The sequence below is a fragment of the Actinoplanes octamycinicus genome (genome assembly GCF_014205225.1).
Lineage (GTDB): Bacteria > Actinomycetota > Actinomycetes > Mycobacteriales > Micromonosporaceae > Actinoplanes > Actinoplanes octamycinicus.
Window position 1 is genome coordinate 887,716 of sequence record NZ_JACHNB010000001.1, and the last position, 17,011, is coordinate 904,726.

Here is a 17,011-nt window from a genome sequence, read left to right on the forward strand (position 1 = left end):
ACCGCCGGCTTCTCCGCCACCACCGGAACGTGGGGTTTCCGGGGCTCGGCCCCGGAGCAGATATGCGAAGAGGGGCCGTTGTCCGCGCTTTCTGCGGACAACGGCCCCTCACCACTCGTAGCGGGGACAGGATTTGAACCTGCGACCTCTGGGTTATGAGCCCAGCGAGCTACCGAGCTGCTCCACCCCGCGTCGGTATGACCAGCTTAGCTTGCCTTCTCCCCGAACGCGCAACCGGGTCGGCTCCCAATCGTGTAGCGCTGGTCACTCAAGCTTCACCGGCGCCCGGGCGCACCTCCCGCCAGGCACGTTCGGCCCGGCAAACAGATCGCGCACGGCCGAGGTCGCGTCCGGCCGAGGCCGCGCCCGAGCAGACAAGCCGCGCCCGGGCAGACAGGCCGCGCCCGGCCGAGTGAGTCGGCCGGGCGCGGGAGTCGCCGGAGCAGGTCAGCGGGCTGGGCGCGGAGGCTGCTGGAGCATGATCAGCGGACCGGGCGCGGAGGGTGCCGGAGCGGTGCTCAACGCCTGGCCCCGGAGCTCCCGGAGCCCGGTGGTCACCGGACCGCGGGAGCTGCCGGAGTGCGGTTGGCGGGACCGCCCGCGCCCCCGGAGCGCGGCCGGCGGGACCCGCGCGAGCCCCCGGAGCGCGGTCAGCGCGCCGCGGGAACTGCCGGAGCGGTGATCAGTGGGCCGTGGTTTCCGCCGGGATGCGGTGGCGGCCTCGGGAGCGGGCCGTGACCAGGGCGGCGATGTTCAGCAGCAGGCCGGCCAGGGCGACGCCGGTGACCAGGTTGACGCCCGGGCGGAACGGGGTGAAGTCGGCGGAGGCCGCGGTGGTGGCCGAGGCGACCAGGCCGGTCACCACGGCCAGCACCAGCGCGGTGCCGACCTGGCCGGACGACTGCACCAGCCCGGACGCCAGGCCCTGCTCGGAGTCGTCGATGCCGTCCGTCGCCTGGGCCATGATCGAGCTGAAGCCGAAGGCGAACCCGCCGCCCAGCAGCAGCATCGTCGGCAGCACGGTGACCAGGTAGTCGGGCCGGTTGCCGGCGGTGAGCAGGAACCACACGTACCCGGCGCTGAGCGAGGTCATCGCGGCGACGATCAGCGGCGCGGTGCCGTGCCGGTCGATCAGCCGGCCCATGAACGGCGAGCTGAACGCGACCAGCAGGCCGGCCGGCAGCAGGGCCAGCGCCATGCTCAGCGGCGACCAGTGCAGCACGTCCTGCAGGTAGAGGGTCATCATGAACTGGAAGCTGACGTAGGAGCCCATCAGCGCGACCATGCTGGCGTTGGCCCGCACGATCGAGCCGATCCGGAAGATGCTGAGCCGGACCAGCGGGTGCCGGACCCGGTTCTCCGCGACCACGAAGGCGGCCAGCAGCACCACCGCGAGCACCGCGGCGCTGACGGTCAGCGCGTCCAGGCCGCGCTGCGGGGCGGTGACCACCGCGTACACCGCGAGCAGCATGCCGCCGACCAGGGTGACCGCGCCGGTCAGGTCGTGTCCGCCGCCGGCGGCGGGCTTGTCCCGCGGGATCAGGGAGAGACCGGCGATCAGGGCGCCGAGCGCGAGCGGCACCGGGACCAGGAAGGTCCACCGCCAGCCGAGGCTGGTGAGCAGGCCGCCGAGGATCAGGCCGGAGGAGTACCCGCTGGCGCCGAAGACCGTGAAGATCGACAGCGCCCGGTTGCGGGCCGGGCCCTCGGCGAACGTGGTGGTCAGGATGCTCATCGCGGTCGGCGCGGTGAACGCCGCGGCCAGGCCCTTGACGAAGCGGGTGGCGATCAGCAGGGTGCCGTCGTCGACCAGGCCACCGACCAGCGAGGCGACGGTGAAGACGCCGAGCGCGATCAGGAAGACCCGGCGCCGGCCGAGCAGGTCGGCGGTGCGCCCGCCGAGCAGCAGCAGGCCGCCGTAACCGAGCACGTAGCCGTTGACGATCCACTGCAGCGAGGTGGTGGACAGGCCGAGCTCGGTGCCGATCGAGGGCAGCGCCACCCCGACCATCGAGACGTCCAGCCCGTCCAGGAAGAGGACCGCGCACAACACCGCGAGCACGCCCCAGAGCCGGGGTGTCCAGCGCTGCTCCGCGGCGGCGCGCGACTCCGGCGCACCGCCCGCGGACTGGGTCAGGGATTCGGTGATAGTCACGGTGGAGACCCTAGATGCGTACGCATCTAATGTCCACGCATTGAATGTCCGCGCATTTATTTCAGGTGCATCGAGTGGCCGGTGCGGAGTAGGATGCCCCGCATGGACCCGGAAGTGGACCTCGTCGAGCGCTGGCAGTCGCTCCTGACCTGCTACAACGAGGTCGCGTGCCACCTGGAGCGGGCCCTGCAGGAGGGCCACGGCCTCACCCTGAGTGAGTACGAGACGCTGGACCGTCTCACCACCCAAGAGTGTGACAAGCGCCGCATGCAGGACCTTGCGGACACCATGTATCTGAGCCAGAGCGCCCTCTCCCGCACGGTGAGCCGCCTGGTCAAGGGTGGGCTGGCCGAGCGCACCCACTGCGAGGCCGACCGCCGCGGCGTCTTCGTGGAGATCACCGCGGCCGGCCGGGAGCGCTGGGCCGAGGCCCGCAGGACTCACCTGGCGGTGCTGGCCGAGCACCTCTCCCCGGTCACCGCCTGACCGGTTCCGGCGTCCGGGCGCCGGCCGCGGCCCGGCTCACCGGGGCGGCCTGCGCGATCAGCAGGACGGCCAGCCCGCAGGCGGCGACCAGGACCCAGCCCGGCCGGGTGGCGGCCGCGAGATCGGCCGCCCCGGTCTCCGCGACCAGTCCGCCGGCCAGCGCGATGCCGAGCGCCGCGCCGACCTGCCGGGCGGTCGAGGCGATCCCGCCGGCCACCCCGGCCCGGTCCGGCGGCAGGCCGCTCACCGCGGTGTTGGTGATCGGCGCGTTGGCGAAACCGATCCCGATCCCGGCGCACAGGTAACCGGCGAGCAGCACCGGCAGCGGCGTCCGGTCGGTCAGCCCGGCCAGAAGCAGTCCGCCGAGCGCGGTGCTCACCCCGGCCAGCCGGAGCGGCAGCCGGGGACCGTACCGGCCGACCAGGTGTCCGGAGAGCGGCGCGCAGACGGTGGCGGCGAGCGCCATCGGCAGGGTGACCGCGCCGGCCGCGAGCGGGCTCAGGCCGCGGACCCGTTGCAGGTAGAGGGTGCCGAGCAGAAGGGTGACGTTCAGCGCGACGAACACCACGACGGCCCCGCCGACCGCCGCGCTGAACGGGAGCCGGCCGAACAGGCGCAGGTCCACCAGCGGCTCGGCCCGACGGAGCTCGACCCGGGCGAAGGCGGCCGCGGCGGCGACGATCACGGCGTACCCGGCAAGCGCCTGCCCGGACCCGAAGCCCCACCGCGGGCCTTCGATGAGCACCGCGACCACCGTCCCGACCAGCACGATCAGCAGCGCCTGGCCGGGCAGGTCGAGCCGGCGCGGGCGCGGCGACCGGGACTCGGGCACGTGAACCGCGGTCAGCACGAGCACCACCGCGATGATCGGCAGGTTGGCCCAGAAGACCGGACGCCACCCGGCCCCGGTGATCAGCGCCCCGCCGAGCACCGGGCCGGCCGCCATGCTGAGGCCGAAGACCGCGGCCCAGACGCCGATCGCCTGCGCCCGCTCGCGCGGATCGGTGATCGCGGCGACCACGATGGCCAGCGCCACCGGGCTCAGCATCGATCCGCCCACGCCCTGCACCACCCGGGCCGCGACCAGCTCGTGCAGCCCGGGCGCCAGCGCGCAGCCGGCCGACCCGAGGGCGAACAGCACCAGCCCGATCCGGAAGATCCGCCGGCGCCCGACCCGATCGGCCAGCGCGCCCGAGGTGATCAACAGACCGGCCAGGACCAGCGTGTACGCGTCGACGGCCCACTCCAGCTGCCGCAGGTCCAGTCCCAGGTCCCGCCCGATCGACGGCAGCGCCACGTTGACCACGGTGGTGTCCAGCCCGACCAGGAAGATGCTGGCGCAGCAGACGGCCAGCACCACCCATCGATGTGTTCTCTCGTTCACGCCCGAGATGCTGCCGCGCGCGCCGCCCGGCTTCCCAGCGAACTTGCGAAGGCCGCAAACTACTGCGGTGGACCGTGAACTCGCCGAGCTGCTCGACGGCATCGGCCCCCGGCTGCGCCGGATCCGGCAGGACCGCGGCCTGACCCTGGCCGACCTGGCCACCGCCACCGGCCTGTCGATCAGCACGCTGTCCCGGCTGGAGGCCGGCATCCGGCGGCCCACCCTGGACCTGCTGATCCCGCTGGCCCGCACGCACCGGATGGCCCTGGACCACCTGATCGGCGCGCCGCCCACCGGCGACCCGCGGGCCCACCTGACCCCGCACCGCACGGAGCCGCGCACCGGCAATCCGAGCGTGGTGGTCCCGCTGACCTCGTACCCGGGCCGGCTTCAGGTCTTCAAACAGATCCTCGGCCCCGGGCAGACGCCGCCCGAGCTGGTCACCCACCCCGGCCACGCCTGGTTCCACGTGCTGTCCGGCACGGTCCGGCTGCTGCTCGGCCCGGGCGAGTCACTGCTGGAGCCGGGTGACACCGCCGACTTCGACACGTCGGTTCCGCACTGGTTCGGGCCGGCCGGCGACCGCCCCGCCGAGATCCTGCACCTCTACGGTCCGCACGGTGACCGGCCGGACGGCTCGGCACGGCGGGGCGGGCGCTGACCTCGTACCGGAGATCGGGGTTGTCAGGCGTTGAGGCGAGCGGTGGAGGCGACCACGTAATCGCCCTTGCTGCCCTGTTTGATCCGGTACATCGCCTCGTCGGCCTCGCGCAGCAGGGTGTCGCCGTCCGCGCCGGCGCCGACCGACACGCCGACGCTCGCGCCGATGGTGACCGGACCGGCCGCCAGGTCGAAGGTCCGGCCGCACTCGGCGACGATCCGGGCGGCGATCTCGCTGGCGGTCGTCGCGTCGCCGTCCGGGATGAAGACGGCGAACTCGTCACCGCCGAGCCGGGCCACGGTGTCGTCGGCCCGGACCGCGCCCCGCAGCCGCTCGGCCACGGTGACCAGCAGTTCGTCGCCGGCCGCGTGGCCGAGCTTGTCGTTGACCGGCTTGAAGTCGTCGAGGTCGACCAGGAGCAGGGCGCGCCGGCCCTCGGTGGCGAGCAGCTCGCCGAGCGCGCGCCGGTTCGGCAAGCCGGTCAGCGGATCGTGCAGTGCCTGGTGGCGGACCAGGGCCTCGTGCTCGGCCAGCGCCGCGAACGCGGTCCGCTGCTGGTGCAGCAGCTCGTCGGCGGCGCGCCGGGAGGCCCGGTGCTCGCGCTCGAAGCGGTAGAGCAGCAGGCCGATCATGACCACCGCGGCGGACATGGCGGCCAGCAGGGTGATGTCGGCGATGTTCTTGCTGACCTCGGCGGCGTCCTTCTCGTCCTGCTCGTGCCGGGCCAGGTCGGCGGCGAGCGCGTTGAACCGCTGGTCGGTCTGCTCCTGTTCGAGTGCCAGCGCCTCGGCGGTCTTGCCGACGCCGAGCAGGCCCAGCTCCAGGTCGAGCACCGCGTGGTAGCCCTCGACCTGCTCGGTCAGCGACGAGTTGCCGAACTGCGGCAGGCTCAGGATGTCGGCCTCCTGCTTGCGCAGTCTGCCCAGCTCACGGGCGACCTTGACGGGCGAGTTGCCCTTGGCGAGGGTCTTCCACTGCACCGAGCTCTCCTCGTGCAGCAGGGTGTCCAGCTCGTTGAGCCGGTAGGCGTTGCCGGAGTGCTGCGTGCTGCGCCCGTGCAGCATGATGTTGGCCCAGGTGACCCCGCTGAGCAGCAGCATCGTCAGGGCGAGCACGCGGGGCCATCGCCAGGAAAGCACCGATGCCACGCCAGCCCGCATGACCTGCCTATCGTCAGACCCGGGCCGGATTTCAGCACTTCGGTTCATTCATCTCGGCGAGGTGCCGATAGGTTCCCTGTGATCAAGGACGCTCCGGTGCCCCGCCGTGTCCTGCTCGCCGCCGCGACGGCCCTGCCGCTGGCCCTGGCCGGGTGCGGGGAGAGCGGCGACGACGCGAAGGACAAGGCGCAGACCGTCGGGTACGCCGCGGACCAGCCACCGGTGACGCTCGACTTCTGGTACATGCCGTACGGCGGCCCGATCCAGGACCGGGCGGTGGTGCAGGAGGCCGAGAAGTTCCACCAGGCACATCCCAACATCACCATCAATCCGGTACGGGTCCAGTGGAGTGACGCGCTGACCCGGCTGAGCACCGCGACCACCAGCGGGCAGGGCCCGGACGTGACGGTGCTGGGCACCACCTGGGTGGGCGGGTTCAGCGCGCTGGACGCGCTCCGGCCGTACACCGCGGCGGAGATCGCGGCGGTCGGCGGCCCGGGCGTCTTCGCCGAGGCCAGCTGGAGCGCGAGCCACCTGCTCGGCTCCGACAAGATCACCGCGCTGCCCTGGCTGACCGACGTGCGGGCGCTGTTCTACCGCAAGGATGTGCTGGCCAAGGCGGGGGTGGACCCGGCGACCGCGTTCACCGACTGGCAGACGTTCGCGGCCGCGCTGAAGAAGATCAAGGCGGCGGACACCGGCGTCTGGCCGCTCGCCATCGGCAACGCCAACAACTTCGGCATCATCCACGACGTGGCGCCGTTCATCTGGGGCGCCGGCGGCAACCTGCTCACCGACACCGGCGACAAGTCACTGCTCGACTCGACCGCCGCCCTGGACGGGGTCACCTACTACCAGCAGCTGGTGGCCACCTACGACGACCCGAAGGCGATGAGGATGGAGTCGGACGCCGTCCCGGCCGCCTTCGCCGACGGCACCGGCGCCATCACCATCGACAACTCCCAGTCGGTCGGCGACTACCTGGCCGACCCCGACCGCCCCGGGCTCAGGAACGGCTGGGGCACCGCCCCGCTCCCCGCCGGAAAAGCCGGCCGCTTCGGCTTCCTCGGCGGCTCCGGCCTGGCCATCCTCAAGGCCGCGAAACACCCGGACGCCGCTTTCGCATGGGTCAAGTATCTCACCAGCGAGGAGAGCCAACGCCGCTACAGCGTCTCCTCCGGCCTCTGGCCCGCCCGTTCCGCCGCCGTCCACGGCACCCGCCTCGAATCCGACCCCGCCTACGCCGCCTTCCACACCATGATCAAGTCCGGCCGCATGTACCCCTCCATCCCCGCCTGGATCGTCGTGGAAAGCATCATCGCCCGGGACCTGGCCGAACTCTGGCAGGCGAACGCCCCCCTCCCCCGCCCCGAGATCCAAGCCATCCTCACCAAAACCTCCACCGACATAGACGCCTCCCTAAAAGACCCCACCCAAACCGGAATCAAGTAACCCCCACCCACCCACAGCCCCAACGCATCGGCACAGCCGACCCACGTGCGCGCACAGCCAGGCGCAGCGCAGGCACAGGGGCGCGGACAGCACGGACAAGCGCGGCACGGACCGGCGCGGGCACAAAGACGGGCGATGCGCGGACCGAACGGCGCACGGAACCGACGCGTCAGGCAGGCACAAGTCGCAGGTCAGACGTGCCAGGCAAACACAGTCACGCCCAGACAGGGAGCTAGCGCAGGCAAGGCCGACGGAACGCAGGCCAAGTCCACGAGCCACCCGCAAACGCGCGGGACGCAAGAAGCGAGCCATCGGTAAGCGCAGTCGGCCCAGGCGTGACCTGCCCGGCGGCGGCGCGGACGAGACGTAAGCGGAACCCGTACCGAAATCGCTTTTGTCGGCCGCAACCACCGGCAAACCGCAAGAAATCCGTAACGCGGGGTTTCAGGGGGCTCGGCCCCCTGAGCAGAAATGCGAAGAGGGGCCCCGGTCCGCGCTTCCCGCGGACAGAGACCCCTCGCCACTCGTAGCGGGGACAGGATTTGAACCTGCGACCTCTGGGTTATGAGCCCAGCGAGCTACCGAGCTGCTCCACCCCGCGTCGGTAGGTAAACCCTAGCGCACCGGCTCCGGGAGCCGCAAAGCGACCCCCGAAGCCGACGTTCGCGCTGGTCAGCCGCCCGCGGTCGCGGAGGGTGCGGCGGACGGCGGGGTTGACGGCGGTGCGGACGGCGCGCCGCTGGGTGCGGCGGACGGTCCGGCGCCGGCCGTCTGGGCCTGCTGGAAGCGGGTCATCGCCTCGTCGAGCTCCTTGAGGGCTTGACCCTGGGCGGCGAAGTCACCGGCTTTCTGCGCGGTCCGCAGGTTCTCGATGGCCTTGTCCACGTCGGCGGCGGCCGCGGCCAGGCCCGGGTTGAGCTGCCCGGGCGGCGTGTTGGGCTGGGTCGTCGTCGGCGGGGTCGTGGTGCCCGAGTTGTTGTTGCCGCTCTTGCCGAGGGCGGCGAGGGCTTTCAGGCCGTCGGTGAGGTTGTTCTCCAAGACCACGTCGGAGCCGTCACCGTAGGACATCAGCACCTTCTGCAGCAGCGGCGGCGCGTTGGCCTGGGTGCTCTTCACATAGACCGGCTCGACGTACAGGATGTCGTTCTTCAGCGGCAGCGAGATGAGGTTGCCGTAGAGGACGGTCGCCTGGCCGTTGCGGTTGAGCCCGAAGAGCTGCTGCGAGATGTTCGCGTTGTTGACCATGAGCCGGTGGACCTGGATCGGGCCGGCCGACACCGACTGGTCGGGTAGTTCGAGCACCTCTATCTTCGGCTTGCCGTCGTCGTAGGACGCGGAGATGAGCGCGGCCATGTTCTCCCGGTTGGCCGGGGTGACGCCGGAGGTGAGCTGGAACGTGGTCCCGTCCTGCTCGGGCAGCTTGACGTTCAGGTAGAACGGCGGCTGCTTGACCCCGGTCTGCGGCTGGTCGGGCGCGTTCGGCACCTGCCAGAAGTCGTCACCGTTGAAGAACGTCTGCGGGTTGGTGACGTGGAACTTGGTGAGCAGGTTGCGCTGCACCTTGAACATGTCGGCCGGGTACCGGAAGTGCGTGGCCAGGTCGGCCGGGATCTGCGCCTTGGGGATCACCAGGTCGCCGCCGAAGGCCTGGTTCCACGCCTTGAGCACCGGGTCCTGGTCGTCGAACTGGTAGAGCTTGACCGTCCCGTCGTACGCGTCGACGGTCGCCTTCACCGAGTTGCGCATGTAGTTGACGTCGTCCCGGGCCAGCGCGAACGAGCCGGTCCCGGTCAGTTCGTCGCGGGTCTCGGTGGCGAGGTTGATCTTCTGCGCGTACGGGTAGGTCTGCGCGGTCGTGTAGCCGTCGAGGATCCAGGTGATCCGCCCGCCGATCACCGCCGGGTACGGGTCGCCGTCGATGGTGAGGAACGGCGCGACCTTCTCCACTCGCTCGCGCGGGGTCCGGATGTACATCAGCCGGGATTTCTCGTTGACCGCGTCGGAGAGCAGGAAGTTGCTCTCGGTGTTCTTGATCGCGAACACCATCCGGCGGAAGAACGACCCGATCGGGACGCCGCCCGCACCCTCGTAGGTGTAGTTGACCGACTCGTCCTTGTTCTGCTCCTGCGGCCGGTCGAACTCGACGTTCTTGCTCTTGTCGGCCTGGCCGACGATGGCGTACTCGGTGGACTGCTCGCCGAAGTAGATCCGCGGCTGGTCGGCCTCGAGCTCGTCGCTCGGGGCGGAGCAGGTGTTGGTCTGGCTGTCACCGAGGAAGCCGGAGACGAAGTACGGCAGGCCGGTGCCGCCGCACACCTTGTTGGCCGGGGCGGCGACCAGGCCGTACCCGTGGGTGTAGACGGTGTGCCGGTTGAGCCAGTTCCGCTGCTGGGCGGAGAGTTTCTCGTCGTTGATCTCCCGGGCGCCGACCACGTAGTCCTGGGTCTTGCCGTCGATCGTGTAGCGGTCGACGTCCAGTTTCTCGCCGAAGTCGTAGAAGCCGCGGGACTGCTGCGACTGGGTGAAGGCCTGGGAGACCAGCTGCGGGTCGATCAGCCGGACGTTCTGCGCGCTGGTGTCGTCGGGCAGGTCGGCCGGTGGGTTGGTGTTGGTCGGCTTGTATTCGCTGACCTCGGTGTCGGTCAGGCCGAACGCCGCCCTGGTGGCGCTGATCGACCGTTCGATGTACGGCCGCTCCTTGTCCGACAGGCTCGGCTTGACCTGGAAGTTCTGCACGGCGAGCGGGTAGATGCCGCCGATCGCCACGGCCGAGATGGCCAGCAGGGCGAGCGAGACGCCGGGCCAGACCAGGTTCCGCATCACCGCGTTGGAGAACACGATGATCGCCACGGCGACCACGATCGAGATGTACGCCAGGATCTCCTTGGCCGGCAGCAGCGCGTGCACGTCGGTGTAGCCGGCGCCGTACAGCCCCGGGGAGACGTGCTGCTCGAGCAGCAGGGCACGCTGGTCGAGCACGTACGCCACCGCCTTGAGCAGGACGAACACGGCGACCAGGGAGGTCAGGTGGGCCCGGGCGGCGGTGGTCATCCGGTCGCCGACGCCCTGCAGGCGCACGCCGCCGAAGATGTAGTGCACGGCGAGCGAGCCGAGCACCGACAGCACCACCGCGGTGAACCCGACGCCGAGCAGGTAGCGCAGCAGCGGGTAGTCGAAGATGTAGAACCCGATGTCCACGTTGAACTGCGGGTCCTTCTGACCGAACGACTGCGAGTTGCGGAACAGCATCCAGTCGCTCCACCGGCCTTGCGCGGAGAGACCCGCGAAGAAGCCGATGATCACGCTGAGCACGGTGATCCACAGCCCGAGCCGGGGCGCCAGCACCATCCGGTAGCGCTCGAGGGTGGCCTGTTCCGCGGAGTGCGGTCGCAGCAGCGGCCGCAATCGGTACGCCAGGTAGAGGTTGCCGCCCACGATCAGGGCCATCACCGCACCGATCACCAGGAACAGCATCAGCCTGGTGAGCAGCACCCCGGAGTACACGCTGGTCTTGTCGACCTCGTTGAACCACAGGTAGTCGGTGTACGCGTCGATGCCCCAGCCGAGCAGCGTGAAAAGAATGAAGACCCCGACCAGGACGCCGACGGTGACGCGACCGCGCCGGCTCATCCTCGGTAGCGGACTATTTCGCATTACCAACGTTGGCTCCACACTTCGTCGGGCCGGTGTTTCACCTTAGATTGTCGTATCCAGCTTCGATACGCGGCGGTACATGATCGATTACGGCCGGTCGCGTCATTTCGCCGTGCAGGGCGTCGGGGTGCCACCGGTCGTGAACGTCTTGAGGGCGGTGAGCGCGTCGTCCACGGTGGCCACCTTCGCCATCGGCAGGCCGTCCACCGCGTTGCGCAGCGCTTCCGCGCAGTTGTCCTTGGGGACCAGGAAGAGTTTCGCGCCCGCCTCGCTCGCACCGACCAGTTTCTGCGGGATGCCCCCGATCGGGCCGACGTTGCCGTCGTCGTCGATGGTCCCGGTGCCGGCGATCACCTTGCCGCCGGTCAGGTCCTCGTCGCGGAGCTTGTCGATGATGCCCAGGGTGAACATCAGCCCGGCGCTCGGGCCACCGATCTTGTCCAGGTCGATCTTGATGGTGAACGGGTGCGGCTGCTTGGTGTCGATCTCGATGCCCAGCCGCGGGGTCTTGCCGTCGTCGCCCGCCTTGGTGGTGACCACCACCGAGCCCGGCTTGCCGTCCCGGGTGTAGCCGACGGTCACCGCGCTGCCCACCGGCTTGGCCCGGACCAGGGCGGTGAGCTGGGTCGGCCCGCTCACCGCGGACCCGTTCACCGAGGTGACCACGTCGTTCTCCCGGAGACGGCCGACCGCGGCGCCGTCCGGGGTGACCTTGCGCACGTAGGTCTGCACCGGGTAGCCCAGCTCGCGCAGCGCCACCGTCTCGGCGCTGGTCTGCGACTGCTTCCACTCCTGCGCGTTCTGCTCCTGGACCTGCTTCTCACTGCGGTCCGGCGGATAGATGAGCTCGCGCGGGACGACCGCGTCCTGGTGGCTCAGCCAGCCCTGCACCGCGGCCACCAGCTCCACCTGCGACTGCACGTTCACCGTGGTGAGCCGCAGCGCGCCGGCCGAGGTCGAGGTCTTGGCCCCGGTCACCTGGATCACCTCGGTGCCCTGGGAGGAGCCGAGGGTGTTCACCGTCGGGCCGGGCTTGAGCACCACGTAGGGCAACGGGGCGATCATGACACCGGCAGCCAGCAGGGCGGTTATCAGGGCGCCCAGGATGACGGTGACACCGCGTCGTCTCATGCGCGTGAGACTACCGACCCAGTCTGAGTTCTCTCTGAGCTGACACCTCCATCAGTCCGCCGGGAGCTTTTCGCGCGTACCGTTGGGGACGTGCCTGATATCCCGTTCGGCTTCTCCCTGCCGGGCGCACAACCGCCCGACCCTTCCGACCCGCAGCAGATGCAGCAGTTCATGGCGCAGCTGCAGCAGATGTTCGCTGCCCCCGGCAGTGGCCCGGTCAATTGGGACCTGGCCCGGCAGGTCGCCGCCAGCCAGCTCTCGGCCAGTGGCGACCCCGCGGTGAACATGCACGAGCGCCATCAGGTGGAGGAGGCCCTCCGCCTCGCCGACCTGTGGCTCGATCCGGTCTGCGCGCTCCCGAGCGGCATCCACAAAGCCGTGGCGTGGAACCGCAACGAGTGGATCTACAACACCCTGGACGTCTGGAAGAAACTGTGTGAGCCGATCGCCGGCCGCATGGTGGGCGCCATGGGCGACCTGGTGCCCGAGGAGGCCCGGGCCCAGCTGGGCCCGATGCAGTCGATGGTGGCCACGCTCGGTGGCGCCCTCTTCGGCGGCCAGCTGGGGCAGGCGTTCGGCCAGCTCGCGGCCGAGGTGCTGTCGGCCGGCGACATCGGCCTGCCGCTCGGCCCGGCCGGCACCGCCGCGCTCATCCCGGCCAACATCAAGGCGTACGGCGAGGGTCTCGAGCTGCCCGAGGACCAGGTCCGGCTCTATGTGGCCCTGCGCGAGGCGGCCCACCAGCGGCTCTTCGGCCACGTCCCGTGGCTGCGGGCGCACGTGCTGAACGCCGTCGAGACCTACGCCACCGGCATCACGGTGAACCGGGAGGCGATCGAGGAGGCGATGAGCCGCGTCGACCCGACCGACCCGGAGTCGATGCAGGCGATGGCCCTGGAGGGCATCTTCACCCCGGAGGACACCCCGCAGCAGAAGGCCAGCCTGGCCCGTCTGGAGACGGCGCTGGCGCTGGTCGAGGGCTGGGTCGGCCACGTGGTCGACGACGCCGCCGGTGACCGGTTGCCGTCGGTGTCCGCGCTCGGCGAGGCGTTCCGCCGCCGCCGGGCCGCCGGTGGCCCGGCCGAGCAGACCTTCGCTGCCCTGGTCGGCCTGGAGCTGCGTCCCCGCCGGTTGCGTGAGGCGGGCGCGCTGTGGACGGCGGTCACCGAGCACCGCGGCATCCAGGGCCGCGACTCGCTCTGGGACCACCCCGACCTGCTCCCCACCGACGAGGATTTCGCCCAGCCGGACGTCTTCGCCCGCTCCCAGTCCGACTGGGACATCAGCGAGCTGGACGGCCTGGCCAGCAACCCGGAGCCGGGCCCGGACAACCCGGCCGACCCCTCCGACCCGGAGAAGTAGCCCTTTGTCCCGTGGATCGCCCGCTCGGCGGTCCACGGGACGGCTTCCGGGCCGTTTCCGCCGCTCAGGCGCGGGCGGGGCCATCCCGCTCGGGCTGCCGCGCCACGCCCGCCGGGCTGCCCGGCCACGTCGGACTGCCGCGCCCCTCGACTGTCACGCCACGCGGCCCGCTTGACTTCCACGGCACGCCTCACTCGACTGCCGCGCGGCACCGGACTACCGCGCCACGTTCAACTGTCAGGCCGCGCCCCGCATGACTGCCGCTCTACACCCCACGCGTCCTGCTCGGCTGCCGCGCAATGCGCGCTCGGCTGCCGCGCCCTGCGCGCTCGGCTGCCACGCCAGGCGCGCTCAACTGCCGCGCCGTGGCGCACTGGACTACCGCGCCACGCTCAACTGTCACGCCGCGCCCCGCATGACTGCCGCTCCACCCCACGCGTCCTGCTCGGTTGCCGCGCCCTTCGCGCTCGACTGCCACGCTCTGCGCGCTCGACTGCCACGCCCTGCGCGCTCGACTGCCACGCCCTGCGCGCTCGGTCTGCTGGGGAGAACTCAGCCGCCCAGGATCGCTCGGGTGTTGTCCCAGCCTTCCAGGGCGACGTCCAGGGTGGCCAGGTCGCCGGGAGCGCGTAGCCGGCGCCAGGGCGGGGTCGAGGTGACATCGCCGGGCGCGGGCGCGGTCTTGCGCAGTTTCTGGGCGGAGCCGGTGTCCAGGTCGTGGTCGGCCAGCCAGTCCGGCGCGGGCAGCCCGGTGGCCACACCGAGCAGTCCACCGGACGGTCCGCCCGGCGCGACGGCGACCGCCTTGCTCTCCAACGGGCGCAGCAGCTTGCCCAGGATCATCCCCGGCACGTCCGGCGCGTCGGCGGCGATGACCGCCGCCTGGTCGAACCCGTCCGCACTGGCCGCCGCGAACACCGGCAACACGGTGGCCTGCGGAATCTCATAAATCCGCATCCCCGGCCAGGCGATCTCCTCGGCCAGCGCCCGGTCCTCCGGCGTAGCGGCGATCGCCGCCTCCGCCTGAGCCAGCCGAGCAAGCAGGTCAACGACGTCCTCGGCGAGCGCGGCACGCCAGGCGGTCAGCTCCACCCCGGGCGGACTCCACGGCACCGGCACCAGCATCGCCACCACCACACGCCGCGTCACACCAGCACCCTACCCAGGCCGGCGCCGCCCAACGCCCGCCTCCCCACCAGCCGAATGGTCCGGGCGCTCATGACCCGGCCGCGCCCGCCCGGCCTGCCGCCAGTCGCCGGCCGGCTGCCACGCCAGCAGCGCCCGGCTCACGGCCCGGCCGCACCATCCGGCCCGCCGCAGGTCACCGCAGGTCACCACGCCAGCAACGCCCGGCCCACGACCCGGCCGCACCGTCCGGCCCGCCGCAGGTCACCACGCCAGCAACGCCCTGCCCACAGCCCGGCCGCACCATCCGGCCCGCCGCCGGTCACCGCAGGTCACCACGCCAGCAACGCCCGGCCCACGACCCGGCCGCACCATCCGGCCCGCCGCAGGTCACCGCAGGTCACCACGCCAGCAACGCCCGGCTCACGACCCGGCCGCACCGTGCGGCCCGCCGCAGGTCACCACGCCAGCAACGCCCTGCCCACAGCCCGGCCGCACCATCCGGCCCGCCACCGGTCACCGCAGGTAACCACGCCAGCAATGCCCTGCCCACGACCCGGCCGCACCATCCGGCCCGCCACCGGTCACCGCAGGTCACCACGCCAGCAACGCCCTGCCCACGACCCGGCCGCCCCACCCTGTCCGCTCATGGTCGCGGTGGCGGGTTGGGTTGCGGTCCGTGCGCCGCTTGCGGTGGTCTGCCGCCAAGGCTGCCGATTTCCGGTACGCCGCCCGGCGCTGGACACCCGGGGCCGACTCGGTGAGGCAGTGGCCGAGCTGGTCACGCGGACCCGCTTGTGGATAGGGAGCACGGGTGGGGCGGCACAAGGACGCGGTCGCGCGGATCCGCCTGTGGATACGGAGCGCGGTGGGGCGGCACAAGGACGCGGTCGCGCGGATCCGCCTGTGGATACGGAGCGCGGTGGGGCGGCACAAGGACGCGGTCGCGCGGATCCGCCTGTGGATACGGAGCGCGGGTGGGCGGCGCGAGGACTCGGTCCGGCGGGACCCGCTGCGGACAGCAGCAGCGGTGGGCCACGGCTGTGGAGGAGGGCGTGGGATGGGTGCTTACCGCGTACCGAAATGGGGTGTTGGGCGGACCTGCGGCCTTGGCTGTCACGCGGCCATGAGCAGGCCTTTTACTCGGCCATGACCAGGGAGCCGGCGGCGGAGACGCCCTCCAGGTAGCCGCGGGCGCGCTCCGCCTTCGGGAAGCGGTTCACCAGGTCCCAGAAGCGGGCGTTGTGGCTGGGGACGACCAGGTGGGCCAGCTCGTGCAGCAGGACGTAGTCGATCACCCAGTCGGGCATCTCCTGGATGCGGTGGGAGATGCGGATGGTGGCGTCGTCCGGGGTGCAGGAACCCCAGCGGCCGTTCTGGTTGGTCACCCAGCGGACGCTGGCCGGGGCGACCAGGTCGGCGTAGTCGTCCAGGTAGCGCGCGGTGAGCCGGCGGGCGCGGGCGAGCAGCTCGGCGTCGGTGTGGCGGAGCCGCTCCTCGCGGGCGGCCAGCCGGGCCAGCATCCGCTCGACCCACTCGGTCTCCTCGGCGCGCGAGAACCGGTCCGGGATGAGCACGACCACGCGCTCGCCGTCGCGATAGGCGGACACCGTCCTGCGCCGACGCTGACTGCGCCGCACTTCCACGACAGGTTTGCGCGCGCGGGCCATTACCGGCTCGCGCGGCCCAGATTCGGGTTCACGTTGAGACGCTAATCCGCGAGACCCTGGTCACCGCAAGAGTACGCCCAATGACTGTCGGCGAATACGAGTGTTACGTCCGCATATACCCGAAAAAATTTTCCTCAGCGGCAACATCTGAGACAGCCGTCAACCTAGACCATCGTCGACTCAGTGGGCTACTCGGGGCGCAACTCCCTTTCGTGCCGTTATGAAGGGAATCACCGGCGTGTCCCGGCAAACCTGTACGAAAAGGGCACTTCCTCCCGGCACACTCACGTCGTCGGCGACACCGCCGACGCCGCGATGACATGGAACCGGCCTGACCTGGGTAAGTCCACGCCCCGGACGGATGGCCACATCCACGTGGCCGCCTGGCGCGGTCAGCGCCGCAGACAGGTTCGCGCCCGTCGCCGCGACAGAGGCACGGGGCCCAGCGGCCGACGACACGAACGAGGAGGAACCGTGGCCGAGACCACGTACAACGGCTACTGCGTCAAGTGCAAGGAGAAGCGTGACTTCCAGGGCAACGTGGAGGTCTCCAAGACCGGCATGAACATGGCCAAGGGCAAGTGCCCGGTCTGCGGGACGACGATGAACCGGATTCTGGGCAAGGCCAAGTAGTGACCTGCGGTTCCGGGGAGGCGGCCACGCCGGCCGCTCTCCCCGGCGGCCCGTAACCGTGTCCGAACCGGCACGTTGAGTTATCCGGAGCCCGGTGTATCCACCTGTGGATAACCGACCTCGGCTTGTGGATAACGC

The 17,011-nt window shown here is 71.0% G+C and carries 12 protein-coding genes and 2 tRNA genes; 5 read left to right on the top strand and 9 right to left on the bottom strand.

The window, feature by feature from the left end; genetic code table 11:
• Nucleotides 1–118: 118 nt before the first annotated feature.
• Both BJY16_RS03835 and BJY16_RS03840 read right to left on the bottom strand, forming a co-directional pair.
• A tRNA-Met gene (locus BJY16_RS03835) sits at nt 119–192 on the bottom strand.
• Nucleotides 193–682: 490 nt separating this feature from the next.
• Entirely contained in the window at nt 683–2,155 is a 1,473-nt protein-coding gene (locus BJY16_RS03840) for an MFS transporter (RefSeq protein WP_185037738.1), read from the bottom strand.
• Nucleotides 2,156–2,257: 102 nt separating this feature from the next.
• Between BJY16_RS03840 and BJY16_RS03845 the strand changes: the two genes are divergently transcribed.
• Nucleotides 2,258–2,641, top strand: coding sequence for a MarR family winged helix-turn-helix transcriptional regulator (locus BJY16_RS03845; RefSeq protein ID WP_185037739.1), 384 nt, complete (start codon nt 2,258–2,260; stop codon nt 2,639–2,641).
• Here BJY16_RS03845 and BJY16_RS03850 read toward each other — a convergent pair.
• Nucleotides 2,631–4,025 (bottom strand): MFS transporter, encoded by a 1,395-nt coding sequence (locus tag BJY16_RS03850; protein ID WP_239177636.1) that lies wholly within the window; start codon nt 4,023–4,025, stop codon nt 2,631–2,633. The two genes, BJY16_RS03845 and BJY16_RS03850, sit on opposite strands and share 11 nt — an antisense overlap.
• Nucleotides 4,026–4,092: 67 nt before the next feature.
• Here BJY16_RS03850 and BJY16_RS03855 point away from each other — a divergent pair, with 67 nt between their 5' ends.
• Entirely contained in the window at nt 4,093–4,686 is a 594-nt protein-coding gene (locus tag BJY16_RS03855; RefSeq protein ID WP_185037741.1) for a helix-turn-helix domain-containing protein, read from the top strand.
• A 23-nt stretch (nt 4,687–4,709) separates the two neighbouring features.
• Here BJY16_RS03855 and BJY16_RS48265 read toward each other — a convergent pair whose 3' ends face one another.
• Entirely contained in the window at nt 4,710–5,801 is a 1,092-nt protein-coding gene (locus BJY16_RS48265; RefSeq protein ID WP_275408079.1) for a GGDEF domain-containing protein, read from the bottom strand.
• Nucleotides 5,802–5,942: 141 nt separating this feature from the next.
• Here BJY16_RS48265 and BJY16_RS03865 point away from each other — a divergent pair, with 141 nt between their 5' ends.
• Nucleotides 5,943–7,298, top strand: coding sequence for an extracellular solute-binding protein (locus BJY16_RS03865; protein ID WP_185037742.1), 1,356 nt, complete (start codon nt 5,943–5,945; stop codon nt 7,296–7,298).
• 527 nt (nt 7,299–7,825) lie between these two features.
• Here BJY16_RS03865 and BJY16_RS03870 read toward each other — a convergent pair.
• From BJY16_RS03870 to BJY16_RS03880, 3 genes are all read right to left on the bottom strand, one after another.
• Nucleotides 7,826–7,899, bottom strand: a tRNA-Met gene (locus BJY16_RS03870).
• Nucleotides 7,900–7,970: 71 nt separating this feature from the next.
• Nucleotides 7,971–10,928 carry a UPF0182 family membrane protein gene (locus BJY16_RS03875; RefSeq protein WP_185037743.1) on the bottom strand — a complete coding sequence of 986 codons (2,958 nt, stop codon included), beginning with the start codon at nt 10,926–10,928 and terminating at the stop codon, nt 7,971–7,973.
• Nucleotides 10,929–11,054: 126 nt separating this feature from the next.
• A complete protein-coding gene (locus BJY16_RS03880; protein WP_185037744.1) occupies nt 11,055–12,083 on the bottom strand; it encodes a YlbL family protein in 1,029 nt (342 codons plus the stop codon).
• A 159-nt stretch (nt 12,084–12,242) separates the two neighbouring features.
• Between BJY16_RS03880 and BJY16_RS03885 the strand changes: the two genes are divergently transcribed.
• The gene (locus BJY16_RS03885) at nt 12,243–13,445 is read left to right on the top strand and encodes a zinc-dependent metalloprotease (protein ID WP_260418450.1); all 1,203 of its coding nucleotides are present in this window, start codon (nt 12,243–12,245) and stop codon (nt 13,443–13,445) included.
• A 552-nt stretch (nt 13,446–13,997) separates the two neighbouring features.
• Here the strand turns inward: BJY16_RS03885 and BJY16_RS03890 are convergent.
• Together BJY16_RS03890 and BJY16_RS03895 are read right to left on the bottom strand one after the other, a co-directional pair.
• Nucleotides 13,998–14,594 carry a hypothetical protein gene (locus tag BJY16_RS03890; protein WP_185037746.1) on the bottom strand — a complete coding sequence of 199 codons (597 nt, stop codon included), beginning with the start codon at nt 14,592–14,594 and terminating at the stop codon, nt 13,998–14,000.
• A gap of 1,115 nt (nt 14,595–15,709) precedes the next feature.
• The gene (locus BJY16_RS03895; RefSeq protein WP_185037747.1) at nt 15,710–16,240 is read right to left on the bottom strand and encodes a M48 metallopeptidase family protein; all 531 of its coding nucleotides are present in this window, start codon (nt 16,238–16,240) and stop codon (nt 15,710–15,712) included.
• 474 nt (nt 16,241–16,714) lie between these two features.
• On the opposite strand from BJY16_RS03895, the gene BJY16_RS03900 reads away from it, so the two are divergent.
• Nucleotides 16,715–16,873, top strand: coding sequence for a DUF5679 domain-containing protein (locus BJY16_RS03900; protein WP_014694545.1), 159 nt, complete (start codon nt 16,715–16,717; stop codon nt 16,871–16,873).
• Nucleotides 16,874–17,011 lie beyond the last annotated feature (138 nt).

Bases quoted from the DNA above. Each gene is read 5' to 3' on its own strand.
- BJY16_RS03880 (WP_185037744.1), bottom strand. From the start codon at position 12,083: ATGAGACGACGCGGTGTCACCGTCATCCTGGGCGCCCTGATAACCGCC.
- BJY16_RS03845 (WP_185037739.1), top strand. From the start codon at position 2,258: ATGGACCCGGAAGTGGACCTCGTCGAGCGCTGGCAGTCGCTCCTGACC.
- BJY16_RS03875 (WP_185037743.1), bottom strand. From the start codon at position 10,928: ATGAGCCGGCGCGGTCGCGTCACCGTCGGCGTCCTGGTCGGGGTCTTC.
- BJY16_RS03895 (WP_185037747.1), bottom strand. From the start codon at position 16,240: ATGGCCCGCGCGCGCAAACCTGTCGTGGAAGTGCGGCGCAGTCAGCGT.
- BJY16_RS03885 (WP_260418450.1), top strand. From the start codon at position 12,243: ATGCAGCAGTTCATGGCGCAGCTGCAGCAGATGTTCGCTGCCCCCGGC.